We start from the raw sequence: 17,719 nt of genomic DNA, 5'->3' as shown, positions 1-17,719 counted from the left end.
ATGGCTTTCAATATGGACCCGAAGAAATGCCCCATGCCCACCCAGGACCCCAACGTCCGCAACAAGAACTTTGAGGAAGTGGCACTGGGCTACACCGCTGAGATGGCTGTCAACGAGGCCAAGCGCTGCGTCCACTGCAAAAACAAACCCTGCCAGACGGGCTGCCCCGTCGGCATTGATATCCCGGAATTCATCGGCCATGTGGCAGAGGGCGATTTTGAGGCCGCTTATCAGGTCATCAACCGCTCCTCTTCCCTGCCTGCCGTCTGCGGCCGTGTCTGCCCGCAGGAGAGCCAGTGCGAGGGCAAGTGCACCCGCGGCATCAAGAACGAGCCCGTCGGCATCGGCCGTCTGGAGCGCTTTGTGGCCGACTGGCACCGCGAGAATGTCCACACCGCTCCCATCGTTCCCGCGTCCAACGGCCACAAAGTCGCCATCATCGGCGCCGGTCCTGCCGGTCTGACCGCTGCAGGCGATCTGGCCAAGCTGGGCTATAAAGTCACCGTGTACGAGGCCCTGCATGTGGCCGGCGGCGTGCTGATGTACGGCATCCCTGAGTTCCGTCTGCCCAAGGCCATTGTCCAGCAGGAGATCGACGGCCTGAAGAAGATGGGCGTGGATTTTGAGTGCAATATGGTCATCGGCAAGGTGCTCACCATCGACGAGCTGATGGGCGAGTACGGCTATGAGGCCGTTTTTGTAGGCTCCGGTGCCGGCCTGCCCCGCTTTATGGGCATCCCCGGCGAGAGCCTCAAAGGCGTGTACTCCGCCAATGAGTTCCTCACCCGTTCCAACCTGATGAAAGCCTACCTGCCCACCAGCAAGACCCCCATCCGCACCGGCAAGAAAGTGGCCGTTGTTGGGGGCGGCAATGTGGCCATGGACGCTGCCCGCAGCGCTCTGCGCCTGGGTGCTGAGACGGTCTACATCGTCTACCGCCGCGGCATGGCCGAGCTGCCCGCCCGCAAGGAGGAGGTTGAGCACGCCGAGGAGGAGGGCATCATCTTCAAGACCCTTTGCAACCCTGTGGAGATCCTGCCTGATGAGGACGGTTTTGTCAAGGCCATTACCTGCATCGAGATGGAACTGGGTGAGCCGGACGCTTCCGGCCGCCGCCGCCCCATTGAGAAAAAGGGCAGCGAGTTCACCATGGATGTGGATACCGTCATCATGAGCCTGGGCACCAGCCCCAACCCGCTCATCCGCTCCACCACCCCGGGCCTGGAGACCAACAAGCATGGCTGCATCGTCACCGAGGGCGATGAGGGCAAGACCAGCCGCGAGGGTGTGTACGCTGGCGGTGACGCCGTGACCGGCGCCGCTACCGTCATCAAGGCCATGGGTGCCGGCAAGGCCGCCGCCAAGGCCATCGACGAGTACATCCAGAGCAAGTAATCCGTAATTTCTCTGTAAAAACAGCACCCTGAGACGCTGCAAAGAGCGTTCAGGGTGCTGTTTTGCTTTGATTCTGGTTCGGTCTGCACTTTGCTTAGACAAAATCCTCCCGCATAGGGGTAAAGATGTCCAGCAGGATACCGGCCTCGGTGCAGACACAGCCGTGCTCCACGCCGTCCTCTTTCAGGATGGTATCCCCTGCCCGGACGGTATGGGTCTCGCCGTCCACGGTAAATTCAAACGCGCCCGACACCACATAGGTGATCTGGGTGTGCGGGTGGTGATGTAAAGCACCCACGGCTCCTTTTTCAAAGGTGTTCTCCACGCACATCAGGCCGTCGGTATAAGCCAGCACCCGGCGGGTGACGCCCGCCCCGGCGGGCTGCGGCAGAACCTCAGCATGGGAGACCCAGCGCTGTTTCTTTTCAGGCAGATTCATATTCATTTCCTCGTTTTCTGCCGCAGTGGCGGCGTTTTTCGTGTTCAGAAACCCATGGAATCTCTGTGACCATTATACTGTATTTTCTTCCCAGACGCAACCGCGGCATCGGCACACTGGCGGAAAGTCTGAATCTTTACTCCTGCCTTTCTCCCACATCTCGGAAGAGCTGCTGGTAAAAAAAGTCCGGCAGATTTTCCTCTATTCGCCCCCCGCTGACCTCCACCAGATCTTCAAAGGGCACCACGGTGTCGCCCACCTGCAGGGTGCGGAACACCGGGTCGATGCGGTCCGCTTTTCCGGTCAGGGTGATGTAGTTGCCCACCGCCGGAACCTCCGGGTGGGCGGTGTCCTCCTTGAAGTACCGCACCGTGATGGTCATGCCCTTGGTGACCTGCATCAGCCGATCGGACAGGGCGGACTTTTCTTCCTCGGTCAGAATGCGCTTGGCCACACGCTCGGTGCGCTGTTTTTCTGCGGCAAGCTGCTCGTCGTAACCCCGCAGCGGAGAGAAAGGCGAAAAGATCTTTGCCCGGTTCTGTAAGGTCATGCGCGGGTGCTTACGGAGGGATTCTTCGGTCTGGGGGCGTTCCATCTCCAGAATGTCCCCGTATTTCCGGACGGTCTCCCGCCCGGCCTTGCTATTTTTGTAGTTTTCCATCTGAATCTCCTGCGCTGTGACCGCCGATCTGCGCATTTCGCTGGCGCATGGTGGCACCTTCTTCGTAGCTGCTGGCTTTCAACACCGCATTTTTGCCGTACTTGTTCTTGATGCCCAACATGGCTTGCTGGAGTTTCTTCTCCTTTTCCAGCTTCTTGGTGTCGGTGAAAAAATCCACCTGATAAATCCCCTCGTCCGGCGTGACCTTGTTGGCGTTGATGGTGATGCGCCGCACCGTCAGTGCCGGATTTGTAATACGCTCAAACAGCTTTGCACTTTCGTTGATGAGGGTGCTGCCCAGATTGGTAGGAGCATCGAACCGGACGGTGCCGTGGGCTGCCTTGGGGATGGTTCTGCCGTAGCGGTCGGTCTGGGTCAGACCACGATAGCCGCCGTTGTCCACGTTCTCCCGGTCGTAGCCCACCTCCAAAGTGATGGATTCCGTCACCAGTTTCTTTTCCGTGAGCCGGAACATCAGAATTTCCGCCATTTCCCGGACGATGAGTTTTGCTTTATCACACGGATAAGGAGTAGATAGCACCTGCCCCTCGCTGATGCTGTTGGTGCTGGGCTTGTAGCTTTTGATCTGCTCCATGCCGCAGGGTTCATAGCCCCATGCATGATCAATGAGAATCTCTGCATCCACGCCGAAAATTTCATACAGACGATCTTCCCCGTGGATGGAAAACCGTGCCAAGTCCCCCATCGTATAAATGCCGTGGGCCTCCAGTCGTTTGACGGTGCCGGGTCCTGTCATCCAGAAATCCGTCAGCGGGCGGTGGTCCCACAGCAGATACCGATAGGACTGCTCATCCAGTTCCGCAATGCGGACGCCATCTTTGTCTGCCGGGATGTGTTTGGCCACAATGTCCATGGCCAGCTTTGCAAGGTAGAGGTTGGTGCCGATGCCTGCCGTTGCGGTGATTCCGGTGTTGGTCAGCACCTCCCGCACCATAGTCATGGCAAGCTCGTGGGCGCTCATGTGGTAATAGGGCAGGTAGCCCGTCACATCAATGAAAACCTCGTCGATGGAGTAGGGGTAGATATCCGCCGGGGACACATATTTGAGGTAGGTCTTGTAGATCTGGGTGGACACGTCCAGATATCGCTGCATCCGGGGCGGCGCAATGATGTAACTCAAGCCCAGCGCCGGGTCTGCGTTCAGGGCGTTGGCATCGAAAGAGGTGCTGGCAAAGTGATATTTGCCATCCTCTCCTCGGACTGCCTTTTGCTGCCGGATGGCAGTCTGCAGCCGCTGAGCGTTGACCTCTTTCACCCGCTGAACGGCTTCAAACAGCCGCGCTCTGCCGGGTATCTTGTAAGCTTTCAGGGAGGGCGACACTGCAAGGCAGATGGTCTTTTCGGTACGGGTTGCGTCCGCCACCACCAGATTGGTGGTCAGAGGGTCGAGATGGCGGTCCACGCACTCCACCGAGGCGTAGAAACTTTTCAGGTCGATTGCCAGATAGGTGCGCTGCGCTGCCATACTTCTGCCCTCCTTTGCAAAAGATACAACCATTTATCTTATTAAAGCAAATCTTTACGCTGTTTTCAAGATAGAGCAGCTATTTTGTCTGTGATTCGGACAACAAAAAAAGAGTGGCAGCATTTTAATATGTACCCCTAATCCTGGACACCCAGTATTGGGGGTATTTTTATGCGATACAGTTATGAATACAAAAGGATGTGTGTTGAATTGTATCAACAAGGGAAATGGCCAGCCCCCCCACAGGCATAAGTAAACATATCTTCCGAGTAACGATACAAAAATGGGCATGTATGGATCCTTTCGCTGCCGGGTGGATCTCAGATTTTAGCGGATGGTTCTGCGGAGCCATCCGTTTTTTCTTGCTCTAATCGTATTTTTTCTGTTTTCTCTTGACGATGCCCCGCCAATGGAGTAGGATGGTGCTGCAAAAACGAATTGCAAAAGAGGAGATTCAAATGCAAATCAGCCTTTTATTGATGCAGCAGATTGCGCAGCTATTTCTGATTCTGCTGATGGGATATGCCGTTGTAAAAACCGGCCTGTTGAAGGAATCGGACAGTAAGGTGCTGTCTGTGGTCTTTGTCTATCTGGTCATGCCCTGTGTCGTTCTGAACGCCTTTCAGATCAAGGATACACCGGAGATCCGCACCGGCCTGCTTTATTCCATGGGCATCGCCGTTGGAATGCACGTTGTATTTCTGCTTCTGAATGCGCTGTTCCGCAAAGCTCTCAAGCTGGACGCTGTGGAGCAGGTCAATATCATTTACAGCAATGCCGCCGCGCTGGTCATCCCCATCGTGCAAGCCCTGCTGGGGGAGGAATATGTTGTCTACTCCTGCGCCTTTGTCATTGTACAGCTGGTGCTGCTCTGGACCCATGCAAGCGCCTGCCTGCAAGGGTCTGCACAGCTGGAATGGCGCAAGCTCCTTACCAATGTCAACCTGATTGCCATTGCAGCCGGTGCTCTGCTGTACCTGCTGCACGTCTCGCTGCCTGCCCCGATCACCAGCACACTGAGCAGTGTCGGCAATATGATCGGCCCCATGGGAATGCTGCTGGCAGGCATGGCCATTGCGGAAGTGCCCCTGAAAAAGGTTTTCTGCACCCCGCGCAACTATCTGCCGGTATTTCTGCGTCTGCTGGGTGTTCCGCTGGTCATCGTTCTGCTGCTTTGGGCAGTTCACGCATCCCTTTGGATCCCGGACGGCAAGCCCATCCTGATGACGGTCTACCTTTCTGCCATTACCCCCGCCTGTGCAACGGTCACCTCCATGGCACAGCTCTATGACCGGGATGCTTCTCATTCCAGTGCGATCTATGTCCTGAGCACGCTGCTTTCCATCCTGACCATGCCGCTGATGATCGGGTTGTTTGAGCTGCTGCTCTGAAATACAAAAAAGGCCGTCCGGCACCGCATCAGGACTGCCTTTGCAACTATAAGGATGTGTCTCTATGAAACTACTCAAACAATTCATTCAGCAGGAAACGGTCCTCACCGCAGCCGCTGTGCTGGCCGTTGTCTCCGCTTTCTTTGTTCCGCCGGATGTGCAGTATCTCGGCTACATCGACCTGCGCACGCTGGCGATTCTGTTTTCCCTGATGACGGTCATGGCCGGACTGCGGCGGCAGGGCGTTTTTGATGGACTGGGCCGAGCATTGCTGTCCCGTACCCACAGCACCTTTCAGCTGACGCTGGTGCTGGTCGGGCTGTGCTTTTTCGGAAGCATGTTCATCACCAACGATGTTTCCCTGCTGACCTTCGTTCCCTTTACGTTCGTAGTCCTGAGCCGTCTGGGAGCGGATGTTCGCCGCTCCCTTCTGATTCCGGTGGTCTGTATGCAGACCATTGCGGCAAACCTTGGCAGCATGCTGACCCCCATCGGCAACCCGCAGAACCTCTATCTTTACGGAAAAAGCGGCATGAGCATCGGGGGATTTGTGCTTCTTATGCTGCCCTACACCCTGGTCTCTCTGCTCCTGCTGCTGGCTTGGGCAGCGCTGGTCTGCCGGAAAGCCTCTGCCGCCCTCTCCGTGGACGAGCTTGTTTCTTCCTCTGCATCTCAGGGAGATCAGAAGATCATCCTGCTGTATCTGGTGTTGTTTGCCGTCTGCCTGCTGTCCGTGATCCGGGTGCTGCCCTATGGCATTGCCTTTGCCGCTGTGCTCGTCTGCGCCCTTTTTGCAGACCCGCACACCTTACGGGCGGTGGACTATTCCCTGCTTTTGACCTTTGTGGCTTTTTTCATCTTCATTGGCAATCTGGGCCGTATTCCCGCTTTTTCCGGCTGGCTGCAGGAGTTTCTGACCGGCCGGGAAGTGCTGGTGGCGGTTCTTGCTTCGCAGGTCACCAGTAATGTTCCCGCCGCCCTGCTGCTATCCGGGTTCACGGCAGAGACACAAGCCCTCATCATCGGCACCAATCTGGGAGGTCTTGGCACTTTGATCGCATCCATGGCCAGTCTTATTTCCTACCGGCAGATCGCACGGGAGCTGCCACAGGGGAAGAAGCAATATTTTGGGCTGTTCACCCTATCCAACCTGATCTTCCTTGTGCTCCTGCTGGGCGTGTGGTTCTTGCTCCGTTGAGTGTGGCAGATGACTTATGGTTTTTCTATAAAGCTAAAAAGGGGAGTTCCGTCACGGACGAAGATCCGGGCAGAGCTCCCTTTGGTTTTATCGTATACAGTTATCAAGTAATGGTGCCGGCAACAGCCGTGACATAGCGGAGTTGTTGAAGGGTCACGGCGGTTGCCTTTCGGCGTGTTTTTTCTATCCTACCGCAGAGCCGCCAAAAACGCAACGTATTTTCTTCTTTGAAATACCAAACGAACATTGCCGGCATATCCAAGATACGTTTTACCCGCCCTGCAATTTCCCTTATAATAGCACCGCAGTCTTGAAACGGCTGCAACATTCCCATATCACAAAGGAGGCTTTCCGGTATGGGACAACGGCAAAGTGAGATCATCAAAAATCACATGGAAGTCTACTGGCACGACTATGCTTCGGCCAGCAAGGGCGTCCCCATTACCGAGGCGGGGCTTGTGGAAAAAGCTTCCGTCATTGGACGCACCGGGCTGATGCTGCTGGAATGCGGCACCGGCGCATGGCGTGTCCGAAGCTCCATGAACACCCTTTCGCGGGAGCTGGGAGTCACAACAACAGCGGACATCGGCCTGTTGTCCATTGAGTTCACCTGCTTTGACGGTGACCAGTGTTATACCCAGTCACTCTGTCTGACAAATACGGGCGTGAATACCTCCCGGCTGAACCGGCTGGAGCATTTCGTCAGCGACTTCGAACGGGAAGGAAAATTTATGACCGGCGAAGAGCTGCACAGCCACCTTGATGAGATCGAGCGCATCCACGGCTTGTATTCGCCCATCGCACTGGGTTTTGCAGCTGCACTGGCCTGCGGCTGCTTCACCTTTCTGCTTGGCGGCGGCATTGTGGAAATGCTGTGTGCTTTCTGCGGTGCAGGCATCGGCAACTTTGTACGGTGCAAGCTGACAAAGCACCATTTCACCCTGTTTCTGGGCATTACGGCGTCGGTCTGTTCAGCAAGCCTCGTGTATGCCATCCTGCTGAAGCTGGCAGAGGTGCTGTTTGCCGTATCGGTGCAGCACGAGGCGGGGTATATCTGCTCCATGCTCTTCATCATTCCGGGCTTTCCGTTCATTACCAGCGGCATCGACCTTGCCAAGCTGGATATGCGCTCCGGGCTGGAACGTCTGGCCTACGCCGTCCTCATCATTCTGGTGGCAACCATGACGGCTTGGATCATGGCACTGCTGCTGCATTTGCAGCCGGTGCAGTTCCCTGCCCTGAGCCTGACACTCCCGGAAGAGATCGTGTTCCGGCTGCTGGCAAGTTTTGGCGGTGTGTTCGGCTTTTCGCTCATGTTCAACAGTCCCCGGAACCTGGCAGTCTGCGCCGCCCTTATCGGTGCGGTAACGAACACGTTCCGGCTGGAGCTGGTGAGCCTTGCGGGCTTTCCGCCCGCTATTGCAGCGTTTCTGGGCGCACTGCTGTCCGGATTGCTGGCCTCCTGCCTGAAGAGCGCCGTCGGTTATCCCCGCATCTCCGTCACCGTGCCGTCCATCGTTATCATGGTACCGGGACTGTATTTCTACCGTGCCATCTATAATCTGGGCATCCTGTCTCTGATGGACTCCGCCACATGGTTTGCAGATGCCATTCTCATCATCGTAGCACTGCCGTTAGGGCTGATCTTCGCCCGTATTGTCACTGACAAGACTTTCCGTTATTGCACCTGATGTGCAGCATTTCCATTCTCCCTTATAAGGCAAAACGCAGCGAATCTTTTAACGGTTCGCTGCGTTTTGTTTTGCTGTGATGCACTTATAAGGGAGTCCGTTTACAGGGCGTTTACTCGCCGTAAACGATCTTGGTAGCAGTTTCCACATGGCGTTCCAGCCGGTCGGCAAAGTGTTCCAGCGGCAGAAAAACGCCAAGTTCATCGTAGCGGGTTCCGCCGTCCTTGAGCGTATCCTGTCCATAGTAGACCACGGAACGGGGCAGTGCGTGCTGCAGCTTCATCTGGATATCCCAGACGGTGGAGTAGGCCTCCGCTTCCGTTACCTTCTGCTTCACGGTGTCCGGCAGTTCGTAGATCAGCAGCAGCCCCAAATGCTGGTTGTAGTGGTACTCCACCACATCCATCGAGCCTTCGTCGTAGCCGTGATACTTGCAGTAGCCGCTGGCAAGGTACATTTTTACCTTTTCCTGCTTCTGGAACACCCGGGTGAACCGGTCGTATACTTTGCTGCTCACGGCAACTTTGTTGTTCGGCAAAAGAACGCCGGCATCATCCGTCAGGATCACCGGGTTCGGCTGACCATCGGCGTTGAATTTGAACGGGATCAGGGCAGCGTTCCGTAGCAGGTCAAACATACTGTGCTGGCAGATCGCCATCAGAAAGGCAGACAGATCCTTGTTCTCGTAGGCATTGAACAGCGCCGCGGCAAACTGCTGTGCACTCACGGCCGGCGCATCCAGTACGTCTGCCATGTCCAGCGAGTCGTTGAAGGTATCCATCAGGCGGTGGCAGGCTTCTGGATTTTTCAGGATCTCCCCGAACAGTGCCTCTGCCTTTTCTTCTCTTGGAAATATCGTTGCCATCAAAAAGACCCTCTTTCTGTTTATTTCCAACTACTATTATAGATTCATCATGCCCCGCTGTGAAATACTGCTTTCATATTGCTGCTATATATAGAACACTGTTCCACGAGTAGGGGCTGCGGTCGGCTGCTTTTGAAAGGAACCGGCAAACAGCACCCACATCCCCATGGGCATCCCGACATATTTCATTGTCTGTCTCCAAATCTGATCTTCACGATCTGCATTTTCATCCCGTTGTCCCCGACCTTGGCGAGAAATCGGAAAAAGCCGCTGACAGAAGGATCTTTCAAATCGTTGTACCCCAGCATATAGCCCCGGCTTGTGACCTGCAGACGGCTGTCCCATGGGGAAAGCTCGCTTTTCGCATCCGAAACCGCGAAATATGCTCCTACATCCTTGATTTTCGCCGTCCTGAGCCATGTCTTGGCGATCATCTTTACCGCCGTGCGGTTGGCGGCATCGAACACCAGCACCCCGCCGGGGAAAGCATCCGCCATCCCCTGCACCAGCGTCTTGACCTGCTGGGTCAGGAAGTAATAGAACACCCCGGAGGCAAAAAACACCGCCCCGCCGGTGGCATCGATCTTGTCAAACCATGCGGGGTCTTTCAGGTCGCAGGGGATGTTTTGTTCCCGCTCCCCGGCGGGCAGAAGCTGCTGGCGCAAGGCAATCACATCCGGGAAGTCCAGATTGTAGATCTTGCATCTGCCGTTGTCGCAGGCTCTGCCGGTGTTATCCAGCCCACAGCCCAGGTTGACTACTGCCGCGCAGGGGTGGTTTTTCAGGTACGCCTGCACTTCAAAGGCAAGGTCATTCTGCCGCATGGCCACCTCCAGTGCACCGAAACGCTGCATCAGGCTGCGGGAATTTTTCTCTGCCTCTGAAAAGTCGTAGTCGATCTCGCTCAGCAAGCGCACCGCCGTTTCGTCCCGGTAAAGGTTCGGATACAGCTCGGTGCACAGCTTCCGGGAATACAGTGGGAGGATCAACGTCTCCTGCACGGTGTTTTTCTCGATCTTGTATTTCATAGGTTCCTCCCTGTTCTCCTCATTCTGCTTTCCGGCAGACAAACCATGCCATGCTCTTCCCTGTTCCAAGTGTTACGGTTGCACTACTTCACCGCTTTTGCGCCGTAACGCAAAGCCAGCCCTTTTTATTTTTGTGGCTTTGGATCTGACAAAATCCTGCTTGTTCCAGATACTCTTTCAGTGCAGTATCCGTATAGATGGCCATGCCATCGATGATCTGCGTCCATTTATCGTCTTTTGTCGTTTCGCCGTTTGCTTCGTTACAGATAAAAAAGATTCCGCCGGGTTTCAGCACCCGATAAACCTCTCTGAAATTCTGTGCAAGCTCCGGCCAGAAGTAGACCGTTTCAAAGGCAGTCACCACATCAAACTGCTCCGCCTCAAACGGCAGTTCTGCCACACTTGCCTGTTGCACGGTACACCGTCCTGCCGCAATGGCTCCGGCATTGACTTTTCGCGCTTTTTCCACGCTGACGGCTGAGTAGTCGATGCCCTGCACCTTGCCGTTGGGGCACAGTTTCAACAGCGTTTTCATGTTCGCTCCACCGCCGCAGCCGCAGTCCAGCACCATGGCATCCGGGGCAGGCTGTAAAAAACGTAGCCCCCATTCTGCCATTGCGCTGTGTCCAAAGTTCATCATAGCAACCATGATCTTCCCGCCAAGTCCTACGGGCTTTCGGGTGTTTTCAAAAAAGGACATAATGCCTCCCTCTTTCTGTTTACCGTTCACAATGCAATGCTTTTTACCAGATGCGCCCACTGCACCGGATGACAGGCCAGCAATTCCTCGTGCTGCAAGTTAGGTAAAGCTAACTTTCTGTTCTATAAAAAGCCGCCTCTCAGCGGTCCTTCTGCCAAAATAATACGCCCTGCCGTTGCCTCTGTCAAGGAGTTTAGGCATTTTCGGAGATTCCGAAAGAGATTTCGCTTTCGGGAACCCCCAACCGTCACCCCAGTGCCACATCCAGCACCATCATCACGCTGAAGCCCACCGCGAAAAATACCGTGCCAACGTTGGAGTGCTGCCTCTGCGACATTTCGGGGATCCGTTCCTCCGCCACGACATACAGCATGGCTCCGGCAGCAAAGCTGAGCAGATAGGGCAACGCGGGCACCACGATGCCTGCTGCCAGAATCCTGCGCTCCGGCAAAAAGGTCAAGGACTTTGCGAGATAGCGGATGCAGATCGTTTCCTGCACCGAAAAGTTCACCTCTGCAAACTTGCCGGTTTCTGCTTGACAACGCCCAGTGGGAGTGCTATTTTTAGTTCGCGAATTTGTTTTGCCTAACCATCTGAGGGGTTTTGCCCCTGCATTTTTTTGCATCAATTGTTAGGTAAAGCTAACTGTTTTTTCAAAACTGAGATAGAGGTGTGTTATCATGAGATTGAAAAAAGTATTTGCAGGTGCACTTGCGACCGCTATGCTGGTATGCGCTGTGGCAGTCCCGGCCTTCGCTGCGGAAGAGGTGGAACAGGAAAACGGCCTGACCTCCAGCTATGTCCAGATGAACATCCCCTACGCCGACTTCTACAAGGCTGCCGGTGTGGACAACGCATCTGAGATCGACGCTGTGACCAGCGCCACCAAGAACAAGACCCGTGCAGGCAACCTTGCCGCCGGTTCCTACCACGTCAACGCAGATGGCACCGACATCACCGGCGTTTCCTTCCCGGTCAAGGTGCTGACCCCGTGGGCGCTGAAGAACGCAAAGCAGGTCACCGATGCCGACAGCTACGACATTACCGTTACCCTGAAGGGCAAGGAATCCACCACCACCTACACCGGCGTAGATGCCTTGTTTGAGAACGAGAGCTACGCTTACTACAAACTCAGTGAGACCCCTGCCTACTACATCACCGCATGGTATAACCTGCTGAGCGGCAAGTGGGAGTTTGGCAAGGTCCACGCCACCGAGACCACCGTAGAGGGCACCACTGTGGAGCTGAATCCCAACGGTCACCACGCCACCTACGAGATGAAGCTCTCCGGTTTTGATCTGGACTACAAGGCCAACAAGGTCTACGGCGTAGTTCTGACCACCGCCGATGGCAGTGAGTACGGCCTGCATCATGTGACCAACATCTGGCATGGTACCAAGCTGGGCTTCAATGCCGATGATCCTTACTTTGCATCCATCATCGGCAAGACGATTACTCAGATCACCTTCTACGCCGCCGACGGCGTGTATGTCCTGCCGGTCAATGTGGCGCTGTGAATGCACGGGAAACTGCCTAATTTATTGTAAAATATAGCACAAAACGGCAAGGTCGCTTGGCATCAGGCGGCCTTGCTTTTCCGTGTCAGGAGGAGTTGGAATGAACAAAAAACGATGCCATACCCTGCTGCCGCTGGTGCAGCTGCTCCCGACGGTGGCGGTAGCGGCAGCTGTACTTTTTGCCCTGCCCCGCACCGTTCCGGTGCTGGCCGCCGTGCCGGAAAAGCTGACAACCGTGGTGGAGCAGCCTGTGGAAGCCGCCTCCTCCGAAGCGGAGAAAGAAACCCTGCCCAAGCTGCCCTATGCCGACGGCGTTTACGTCGGCTCTTCCCGGGGCTACGGCGGTGCCGTCCGAGTACAGGTCACCATGGAAAACGGCAGCATCACGGAGGTGGAGATCTTGGACGCATCCCACGAGACCAAGCAGTTTCTGCGGCGTGCCAAGCGGCTTTTGACCACCGTGGTGGAGGCTCAGAGCTGGGAGGTGGATGCCATTTCCGAGGCCACCTACACCAGCCGGGGCATTCTGGGCGCAGTGCAGAACGCCCTGACCGGCGAGGTGGTCAACAATCCCCTGCCGCCCCAGCCAAAGCCCGCTGCAACGCTTGTGGTGGAGGAATTTACGGCTCCCTCCATCTACTTGGACGGCATCTACACTGCCGAAGCCACGGGCTTTGAGGGGCAGATCACAGTGCAGGTCACGGTGACAGAGGATAAAATTACCGATATCACGATCCTGAGCGCCGAGGACGAGGAGGAATATCTCTCCCGGGCAAAACAGGTCATCCCCGCCATTCTGGAGGGACAAAGCCCCAACGTGGATACTGTTTCCGGTGCCACCTACTCCTCCACCGGAATTCTGAACGCAGTCAAGCTGGCACTGGCAAAGGCCGCTGTTGCCCCGGCAGAGAAAACCGCTCCGGAGCAGACTGCATCGGAAGAGACGGCAGAGGAAACCGCACTGTCTGAAGCAGCAGAGCCCGGGGAAACGCCGGTCACCGCGCCCACCGTGGAGGTGGTGCAGCCGGAGGAAAAGAGCGCCGTTCCCGTGTGGCTCAAGGAAGTATGGCAGCAGCTTTTCCCGGCAGATGCACCGGCATCCTCTGAACCGGAACCGGCATCTTCTGAGGAAGTGCTGCCGACATCCGAGCCGGCACTGCCGCCGGAAGAGACCGGGATTGAACCTGAAACGGAAGGAGCAGCAGAATGAAATACAAAAATTTTCTCCTCCGGGCGGTGAACCTGCTGCTAATTTTGGGGGTACTGTGGCAATACCAGCAGGTGGCGCTGACCCGGGCGGCAGCGGTAAGCCAGCGCGAGCAGGAAATTGCCGAAGTGGAAGCCTACAATGCTTCCGTTTTGCAGGCGCAGAGCGCAGCACAGGCAGAGCAGAGCGGCTACCGGGACGGCATCTATGAGGGCAGCGCCTATGGTTTTGGCGATGTCATTCGGGTGTCGGTGACGATCCAGAACGGAAAAATGACCGATATTGCGGTGCTGGATGCTTCCGGCGAGGATAAGCCCTACTATAAGCAGGCGCTGCCTTTGCTGGACGAGATGCTGGCAGTGCAGTCTGCTGAGGTGGATACCGTTTCCGGCGCCACCCTCACGGCAGAAGGACTGATCGGTGCGGTAGAGAACGCACTGGGAAAGGCGGCAGGATGATGGAAAAAACGCAGGCAAAGCCTTTAACAGCGGCGCAGCAGCGTCAGCGGGACAAAAAGCGCCGTACATGGCTGCGCACCGGGGTGCAGTTGTTCTTCTTTGTGTCCATGCCGGGCGCATTCGTGGCCGGGTTTTCCGGGGTAAAACAGATCTTTCTGCACATCGGTGCAGGCGAGGTGCTCTCTGTGGACAGCTTCACACTTTCCCTGCTGGGGCTGTGCGGCTTCACCCTGCTTTTCGACCGTTTTTTCTGTGGGTACGCCTGTGCTTTCGGCAGCTTGGGCGATGCCGTCTGGGCGCTTTCCGGGCTTATTCAGAAAAAGCTGTTCCACCGCAAAAAGCAGCTCCGTCTGCCGGAGCGGGCGGTGCTTTTGGGGCAGAAGGTCAAATATCTGCTGCTGGCATGGCTGGTAGCACTGTATGTGACCCGGCAGGAAAAGATGCTGACCGGCGCAAGCCCGTGGGAGGTGTTTTCCCGCCTGACGGCTCTGCATCTGCCGCCGGAGGGCTTTGGTGTGGGCATCGGGCTGCTTGTGCTCATTTTGCTGGGTATGGCGGTGCAGCCCCGGTTCTTCTGTCAGTTCCTCTGCCCCATGGGAGCGGTGTTTGCCCTGCTGCCGGTGCTGCCATTTGCGCGGCTGCACCGGAAGAGCGACGGCTGCATCCCGGACTGCAATGCCTGTAAACAGCAGTGCCCGGTGTGCCTGAAGCTGGAGGAAACCAGCCTGCGCAGCGCGGAATGCATCGCCTGTGAAGCCTGCGTTGGCACCTGCCCCAAGCAGAACATCCACCGGTGGGATACCACCTTGTGCAAGCATCTATGGCTGCCGGTGCTGGGTAAAGGGTTGCTCTTCTTCCTGCTGGGCTGCTGGCTGGGCTTTTGCCGATTCATCTGAACTAAAAAAAGGAGGCTGCTGCGCAGTATTTGTGCAGCAGCCTCCTTTTGGCTGGGAGATCTATCATTTCGATACGCCGGAGCCTCTGCGGACGCTCCGGCGTACCATTTTTACAGGGAAGACTTCTGCTCCAACAGGTCTGCTTTTGCTTTTTCAAAGGACATTTTCCCACTTCTCCGCTCTTATTCGGTAATGGCCCAGACTCGTGCGGGCAGACCAGTTGCACCTTCAATGCGGGGATAAGAAACGATGACCACCGCACCGGCAGGCTGAACTTTATCCAGATTTGCAAGCACCTCCACCTGCAGCTTGTCGTTGTCCAGAACATAGCGCTCGCAGGCAAGGTCGCCCTTTTCCTCCGCCACCGCAGAGGAATCGGTATCCAGCGTTTCGTGGCCGTTGGCGGCGGCGTTGCGCACCTTGTAGATATACTCCAATGCTTCCAGCGACCAGCCGGGGGCATTTTCTTTGCCCTCTGCGTCGATGCCGGACAGCGCATCCATATCCGGCCACTTCTTGTACCAGTCGCTGCGCAGAGCCACCAGCGCACCATCCGGGATAGGACCATACTTTGCTTCATAGGCCTTGATGTCCTCTACCGTCACGGCGTAGCGGGGGTCTTTCTTGGCCTGCTGGGAAATATCGATGACCACCAGCGGGAAGATCAGGTCGTTCACATCGTACTTTTCGGACAGCGCTTTGCCCTTGATGAAGTGCCCCGGAAAGTCGATATGGGTACCGAACTGTCCGGGGAATTTGAAAGTCTGGATCAGGCATTCCAGTTCCGGCTTGCCCCAGTCCCACACGGTCTTTGCCAGCTCCACAGAGCCTTCCGGGATGCCGGACCAGTAGGGGCTTTCGTTGTTCAGCGAGTGAGAAAGTTCCACCCAGCGATATTTTTTAGCATTCTTCAGTGCGTTCCACAGTTTATAATCAGCCATTGTCGGTTCTCCTTTTATTGTGACGATGTATGTTCGGGCACTTCTCCCAGACAACGGCATCTTCCTGTTTTTTCTCAGTCTGTCTGCCGGGAATTTGTCTGGGAGCAGCGCATTCGCCCGGGCAGCCCGTGCCGGGCATCTGCTGTACGTTTCATCTGCCTGTGCTCCCTTTCCTTGTGTTGGGGATAGTATAAACCCATTTTCGCACCATGTCAATAGGTTTGTTCTCGTAAAGACAACTCTGCCTTTTCGTCCGCCGGTTGCCCGCCGCCATCACCGCGCCGATTCGTGCACCGCAGGTGCTTTCCAAGCATCTGCCTGTGCCGCCCGTTCTTCGATGTTCATTTTACAGTCCTCTTTCTTTGATGAATCGTAGTTTATTCGACATTATCATAAAATTCCTGTAACACTGTTGCCAATTCCTCCGGAGATTCTATGTTTGCTTCATGACCTGCTTTCAGAAGTTCATGGAAGTGGGAATCGTTCAAATAGCTGACAAGTTCCTTTGAGGCTTTTTTGTTTGCGTTGTCCTTTTCCCCACAAACGATCAATACAGGACAAGACACTTTACACAATGAATCTCTGAAATCCAATTCTGCCATCGTGCCGCACAAACTGATCACATCGGCTTTTTTGAATCCAAATTGCTTGAACATTGCATTTGGCATAAAGCGGAACAGCATATTCTGGAATTTCAATAATTTTTCAGGCATTTTGTATTGTGCCGCAATTAACACAAGCGCCTTTACTTTATCCGGATGGTCTATTGCATAATTAAGTGCCAAAACAGCACCCAGAGAGAGCCCACATAAGACGATTTCGTCATTTTCCTTGTTGCACTCTTCTGAGAATGCAGTATACAGCTCCCCATAGGTAGCCGCTTTTCCTTCCAGCATCTCTGCCAGACTCAAGCTGACGCTTCTGTCCGAAACCGTCGTTTCTTTTATTACTCTGTCCCAACTGTCTGGTTTTTGTCCTAATCCATGTAAGTATAAATACTTCATCTACTTTTTACCATCATCGTTTTTCCTTTTTTCTTCATACGTCCTGCTGCTTTTCCAGTGCTTCAAAGTGATACCGGGGCTTGCCTTTGCTCTTTTTGCCGTACTCGATGGCTTCTTTGGGGCAATAGCAGATGCAGGCCATGCAGTGGGTGCAGTTTTGGCCCCAGACCGGTTTGCCGTTTTCCAGACGGATGTTGTTCAAAGGGCACAACTCCACGCACTTACCGCAGCCGATGCAGGCATCCGTTGCCCGGAAAGCATCGGCTTTTACAAAAAAGCGATAGAACACCGGGTTCACCGGGCCGCTCATAAGGCGGTCGTAGAGGTTGTCTCTCGGCGGGGGAAATTCCTGCCCGGCTTTGAGCTGCGCCAGCACTCTCTGAAGTGCTGGCTCTGCCTGCTCCACGATGCTCCGTGCCTGCTCTTTTTGGGGTGCATTGAACATGGCAATGTAGTTTTCCGGCATGATGATCTGGGCTGTGCCCATGTACTGCAGCTGCTTTTGTGCTGCAAGCTGCCGGTTATAGCCTGCCGCATTGCCGATCTCGCTGCCGCAATCCATCACAAACCAGATGCGCTCTGCCCCGGTCAGCGCGGTCTTGCCCAGCCACTCGGACACCACCCGGGGGATGCGCCATGCGTAGGTAGGCGTCACCAGCACCACGTCCCGCCCGGTCTGCACCGGGGCGGTATCCCCTGCCTTGATGCAGGCGTTCAGGTCGCAAAGCGGCATCTCCAGCCTTTCGGCAATGCGCCGCGCCAGATACCGGCTGTTGCCGGTTCCCGTAAAATAAAGTACCATGGCTGTTTCCTCGTTTTTGTGTGGTTTTCAGTTGCCTGTC

Annotated in this window: 18 protein-coding genes and 1 pseudogene; 8 read left to right on the top strand and 11 right to left on the bottom strand. The window is 55.5% G+C overall.

What is annotated here, in order from left to right; translation table 11 throughout:
- On the top strand, window positions 1–1,395 hold the full coding sequence (gene gltA / locus C4N22_RS11420) for an NADPH-dependent glutamate synthase (protein WP_112149060.1): 1,395 nt from the start codon (window positions 1–3) through the stop codon (window positions 1,393–1,395).
- Window positions 1,396–1,489: 94 nt separating this feature from the next.
- Here the strand turns inward: gltA and C4N22_RS11415 are convergent, their stop codons facing one another.
- The 3 genes from C4N22_RS11415 to C4N22_RS11405 all read right to left on the bottom strand — a co-directional run bounded on the left by C4N22_RS11415 (window position 1,490) and on the right by C4N22_RS11405 (window position 3,981).
- Window positions 1,490–1,834, bottom strand: a complete 345-nt coding sequence (locus C4N22_RS11415; RefSeq protein ID WP_112149059.1) for a cupin domain-containing protein — start codon at window positions 1,832–1,834, stop codon at window positions 1,490–1,492.
- Window positions 1,835–1,970: 136 nt separating this feature from the next.
- Window positions 1,971–2,495, bottom strand: a complete 525-nt coding sequence (locus C4N22_RS11410) for a hypothetical protein (protein WP_242981016.1) — start codon at window positions 2,493–2,495, stop codon at window positions 1,971–1,973.
- Complete coding sequence (locus C4N22_RS11405) at window positions 2,476–3,981, bottom strand: DNA methylase (protein ID WP_112149058.1); 1,506 nt, start codon at window positions 3,979–3,981, stop codon at window positions 2,476–2,478. Before C4N22_RS11405 ends, C4N22_RS11410 begins: the two co-directional genes overlap by 20 nt.
- A gap of 458 nt (window positions 3,982–4,439) precedes the next feature.
- Between C4N22_RS11405 and C4N22_RS11395 the strand changes: the two genes are divergently transcribed.
- Window positions 4,440–5,372 carry an AEC family transporter gene (locus tag C4N22_RS11395; RefSeq protein WP_112149057.1) on the top strand — a complete coding sequence of 311 codons (933 nt, stop codon included), beginning with the start codon at window positions 4,440–4,442 and terminating at the stop codon, window positions 5,370–5,372.
- Window positions 5,373–5,436: 64 nt separating this feature from the next.
- Complete coding sequence (locus tag C4N22_RS11390; RefSeq protein WP_112149056.1) at window positions 5,437–6,570, top strand: SLC13 family permease; 1,134 nt, start codon at window positions 5,437–5,439, stop codon at window positions 6,568–6,570.
- 103 nt (window positions 6,571–6,673) lie between these two features.
- On the opposite strand, the gene C4N22_RS11385 is transcribed toward C4N22_RS11390, so the two are convergent.
- Window positions 6,674–6,904, bottom strand: a complete 231-nt coding sequence (locus C4N22_RS11385; protein ID WP_242981015.1) for a hypothetical protein — start codon at window positions 6,902–6,904, stop codon at window positions 6,674–6,676.
- A gap of 22 nt (window positions 6,905–6,926) precedes the next feature.
- Between C4N22_RS11385 and C4N22_RS11380 the strand changes: the two genes are divergently transcribed.
- The gene (locus C4N22_RS11380) at window positions 6,927–8,261 is read left to right on the top strand and encodes a threonine/serine ThrE exporter family protein (RefSeq protein WP_112149055.1); all 1,335 of its coding nucleotides are present in this window, start codon (window positions 6,927–6,929) and stop codon (window positions 8,259–8,261) included.
- A 112-nt stretch (window positions 8,262–8,373) separates the two neighbouring features.
- Here C4N22_RS11380 and C4N22_RS11375 read toward each other — a convergent pair whose 3' ends face one another.
- The 4 genes and pseudogenes from C4N22_RS11375 to C4N22_RS11360 all read right to left on the bottom strand — a co-directional run.
- Window positions 8,374–9,126, bottom strand: coding sequence for a DUF4866 domain-containing protein (locus tag C4N22_RS11375; RefSeq protein WP_112115349.1), 753 nt, complete (start codon window positions 9,124–9,126; stop codon window positions 8,374–8,376).
- Between the two features lie 185 nt (window positions 9,127–9,311).
- On the bottom strand, window positions 9,312–10,154 hold the full coding sequence (locus C4N22_RS11370; protein ID WP_112149054.1) for a class I SAM-dependent methyltransferase: 843 nt from the start codon (window positions 10,152–10,154) through the stop codon (window positions 9,312–9,314).
- 88 nt (window positions 10,155–10,242) lie between these two features.
- A complete protein-coding gene (locus tag C4N22_RS11365) occupies window positions 10,243–10,854 on the bottom strand; it encodes a class I SAM-dependent methyltransferase (RefSeq protein ID WP_112149053.1) in 612 nt (203 codons plus the stop codon).
- Window positions 10,855–11,101: 247 nt separating this feature from the next.
- A pseudogene (locus C4N22_RS11360) lies at window positions 11,102–11,290 on the bottom strand (ZIP family metal transporter); the annotation flags it as partial.
- A gap of 244 nt (window positions 11,291–11,534) precedes the next feature.
- Here C4N22_RS11360 and C4N22_RS11355 point away from each other — a divergent pair.
- The 4 genes from C4N22_RS11355 to C4N22_RS11340 all read left to right on the top strand — a co-directional run bounded on the left by C4N22_RS11355 (window position 11,535) and on the right by C4N22_RS11340 (window position 14,932).
- The gene (locus C4N22_RS11355) at window positions 11,535–12,371 is read left to right on the top strand and encodes a hypothetical protein (protein ID WP_112149052.1); all 837 of its coding nucleotides are present in this window, start codon (window positions 11,535–11,537) and stop codon (window positions 12,369–12,371) included.
- Window positions 12,372–12,471: 100 nt separating this feature from the next.
- A complete protein-coding gene (locus C4N22_RS11350) occupies window positions 12,472–13,581 on the top strand; it encodes an FMN-binding protein (RefSeq protein WP_112149051.1) in 1,110 nt (369 codons plus the stop codon).
- Entirely contained in the window at window positions 13,578–14,036 is a 459-nt protein-coding gene (locus C4N22_RS11345; RefSeq protein WP_112149050.1) for an FMN-binding protein, read from the top strand. Before C4N22_RS11350 ends, C4N22_RS11345 begins: the two co-directional genes overlap by 4 nt.
- Window positions 14,033–14,932, top strand: a complete 900-nt coding sequence (locus C4N22_RS11340) for a 4Fe-4S binding protein (protein WP_112149049.1) — start codon at window positions 14,033–14,035, stop codon at window positions 14,930–14,932. The genes C4N22_RS11345 and C4N22_RS11340 overlap by 4 nt, the downstream gene beginning before the upstream one ends.
- 182 nt (window positions 14,933–15,114) lie before the next feature.
- Here C4N22_RS11340 and C4N22_RS11335 read toward each other — a convergent pair whose 3' ends face one another.
- From C4N22_RS11335 to C4N22_RS11325, 3 genes are all read right to left on the bottom strand, one after another.
- On the bottom strand, window positions 15,115–15,873 hold the full coding sequence (locus C4N22_RS11335; protein ID WP_112149048.1) for a cyclase family protein: 759 nt from the start codon (window positions 15,871–15,873) through the stop codon (window positions 15,115–15,117).
- A gap of 377 nt (window positions 15,874–16,250) precedes the next feature.
- Window positions 16,251–16,877 (bottom strand): alpha/beta fold hydrolase, encoded by a 627-nt coding sequence (locus tag C4N22_RS11330; protein WP_112149047.1) that lies wholly within the window; start codon window positions 16,875–16,877, stop codon window positions 16,251–16,253.
- Between the two features lie 34 nt (window positions 16,878–16,911).
- Window positions 16,912–17,679, bottom strand: a complete 768-nt coding sequence (locus C4N22_RS11325) for an EFR1 family ferrodoxin (protein WP_112149046.1) — start codon at window positions 17,677–17,679, stop codon at window positions 16,912–16,914.
- Window positions 17,680–17,719 lie beyond the last annotated feature (40 nt).

The sequence above is a fragment of the Faecalibacterium prausnitzii genome, assembly GCF_003287495.1.
GTDB classification, from domain to species: domain Bacteria; phylum Bacillota; class Clostridia; order Oscillospirales; family Ruminococcaceae; genus Faecalibacterium; species Faecalibacterium prausnitzii_I.
This window is presented reverse-complemented; position numbering and strand designations above follow the sequence as displayed.

Bases quoted from the DNA above. Each gene is read 5' to 3' on its own strand.
- gltA (WP_112149060.1), top strand. From the start codon at position 1: ATGGCTTTCAATATGGACCCGAAGAAATGCCCCATGCCCACCCAGGAC.
- C4N22_RS11415 (WP_112149059.1), bottom strand. From the start codon at position 1,834: ATGAATCTGCCTGAAAAGAAACAGCGCTGGGTCTCCCATGCTGAGGTT.
- C4N22_RS11325 (WP_112149046.1), bottom strand. From the start codon at position 17,679: ATGGTACTTTATTTTACGGGAACCGGCAACAGCCGGTATCTGGCGCGG.
- C4N22_RS11380 (WP_112149055.1), top strand. From the start codon at position 6,927: ATGGGACAACGGCAAAGTGAGATCATCAAAAATCACATGGAAGTCTAC.
- C4N22_RS11375 (WP_112115349.1), bottom strand. From the start codon at position 9,126: ATGGCAACGATATTTCCAAGAGAAGAAAAGGCAGAGGCACTGTTCGGG.
- C4N22_RS11335 (WP_112149048.1), bottom strand. From the start codon at position 15,873: ATGGCTGATTATAAACTGTGGAACGCACTGAAGAATGCTAAAAAATAT.
- C4N22_RS11365 (WP_112149053.1), bottom strand. From the start codon at position 10,854: ATGTCCTTTTTTGAAAACACCCGAAAGCCCGTAGGACTTGGCGGGAAG.
- C4N22_RS11405 (WP_112149058.1), bottom strand. From the start codon at position 3,981: ATGGCAGCGCAGCGCACCTATCTGGCAATCGACCTGAAAAGTTTCTAC.
- C4N22_RS11350 (WP_112149051.1), top strand. From the start codon at position 12,472: ATGAACAAAAAACGATGCCATACCCTGCTGCCGCTGGTGCAGCTGCTC.
- C4N22_RS11355 (WP_112149052.1), top strand. From the start codon at position 11,535: ATGAGATTGAAAAAAGTATTTGCAGGTGCACTTGCGACCGCTATGCTG.
- C4N22_RS11370 (WP_112149054.1), bottom strand. From the start codon at position 10,154: ATGAAATACAAGATCGAGAAAAACACCGTGCAGGAGACGTTGATCCTC.
- C4N22_RS11340 (WP_112149049.1), top strand. From the start codon at position 14,033: ATGATGGAAAAAACGCAGGCAAAGCCTTTAACAGCGGCGCAGCAGCGT.
- C4N22_RS11390 (WP_112149056.1), top strand. From the start codon at position 5,437: ATGAAACTACTCAAACAATTCATTCAGCAGGAAACGGTCCTCACCGCA.
- C4N22_RS11410 (WP_242981016.1), bottom strand. From the start codon at position 2,495: ATGGAAAACTACAAAAATAGCAAGGCCGGGCGGGAGACCGTCCGGAAA.
- C4N22_RS11345 (WP_112149050.1), top strand. From the start codon at position 13,578: ATGAAATACAAAAATTTTCTCCTCCGGGCGGTGAACCTGCTGCTAATT.
- C4N22_RS11395 (WP_112149057.1), top strand. From the start codon at position 4,440: ATGCAAATCAGCCTTTTATTGATGCAGCAGATTGCGCAGCTATTTCTG.
- C4N22_RS11385 (WP_242981015.1), bottom strand. From the start codon at position 6,904: ATGGGAATGTTGCAGCCGTTTCAAGACTGCGGTGCTATTATAAGGGAA.
- C4N22_RS11330 (WP_112149047.1), bottom strand. From the start codon at position 16,877: ATGAAGTATTTATACTTACATGGATTAGGACAAAAACCAGACAGTTGG.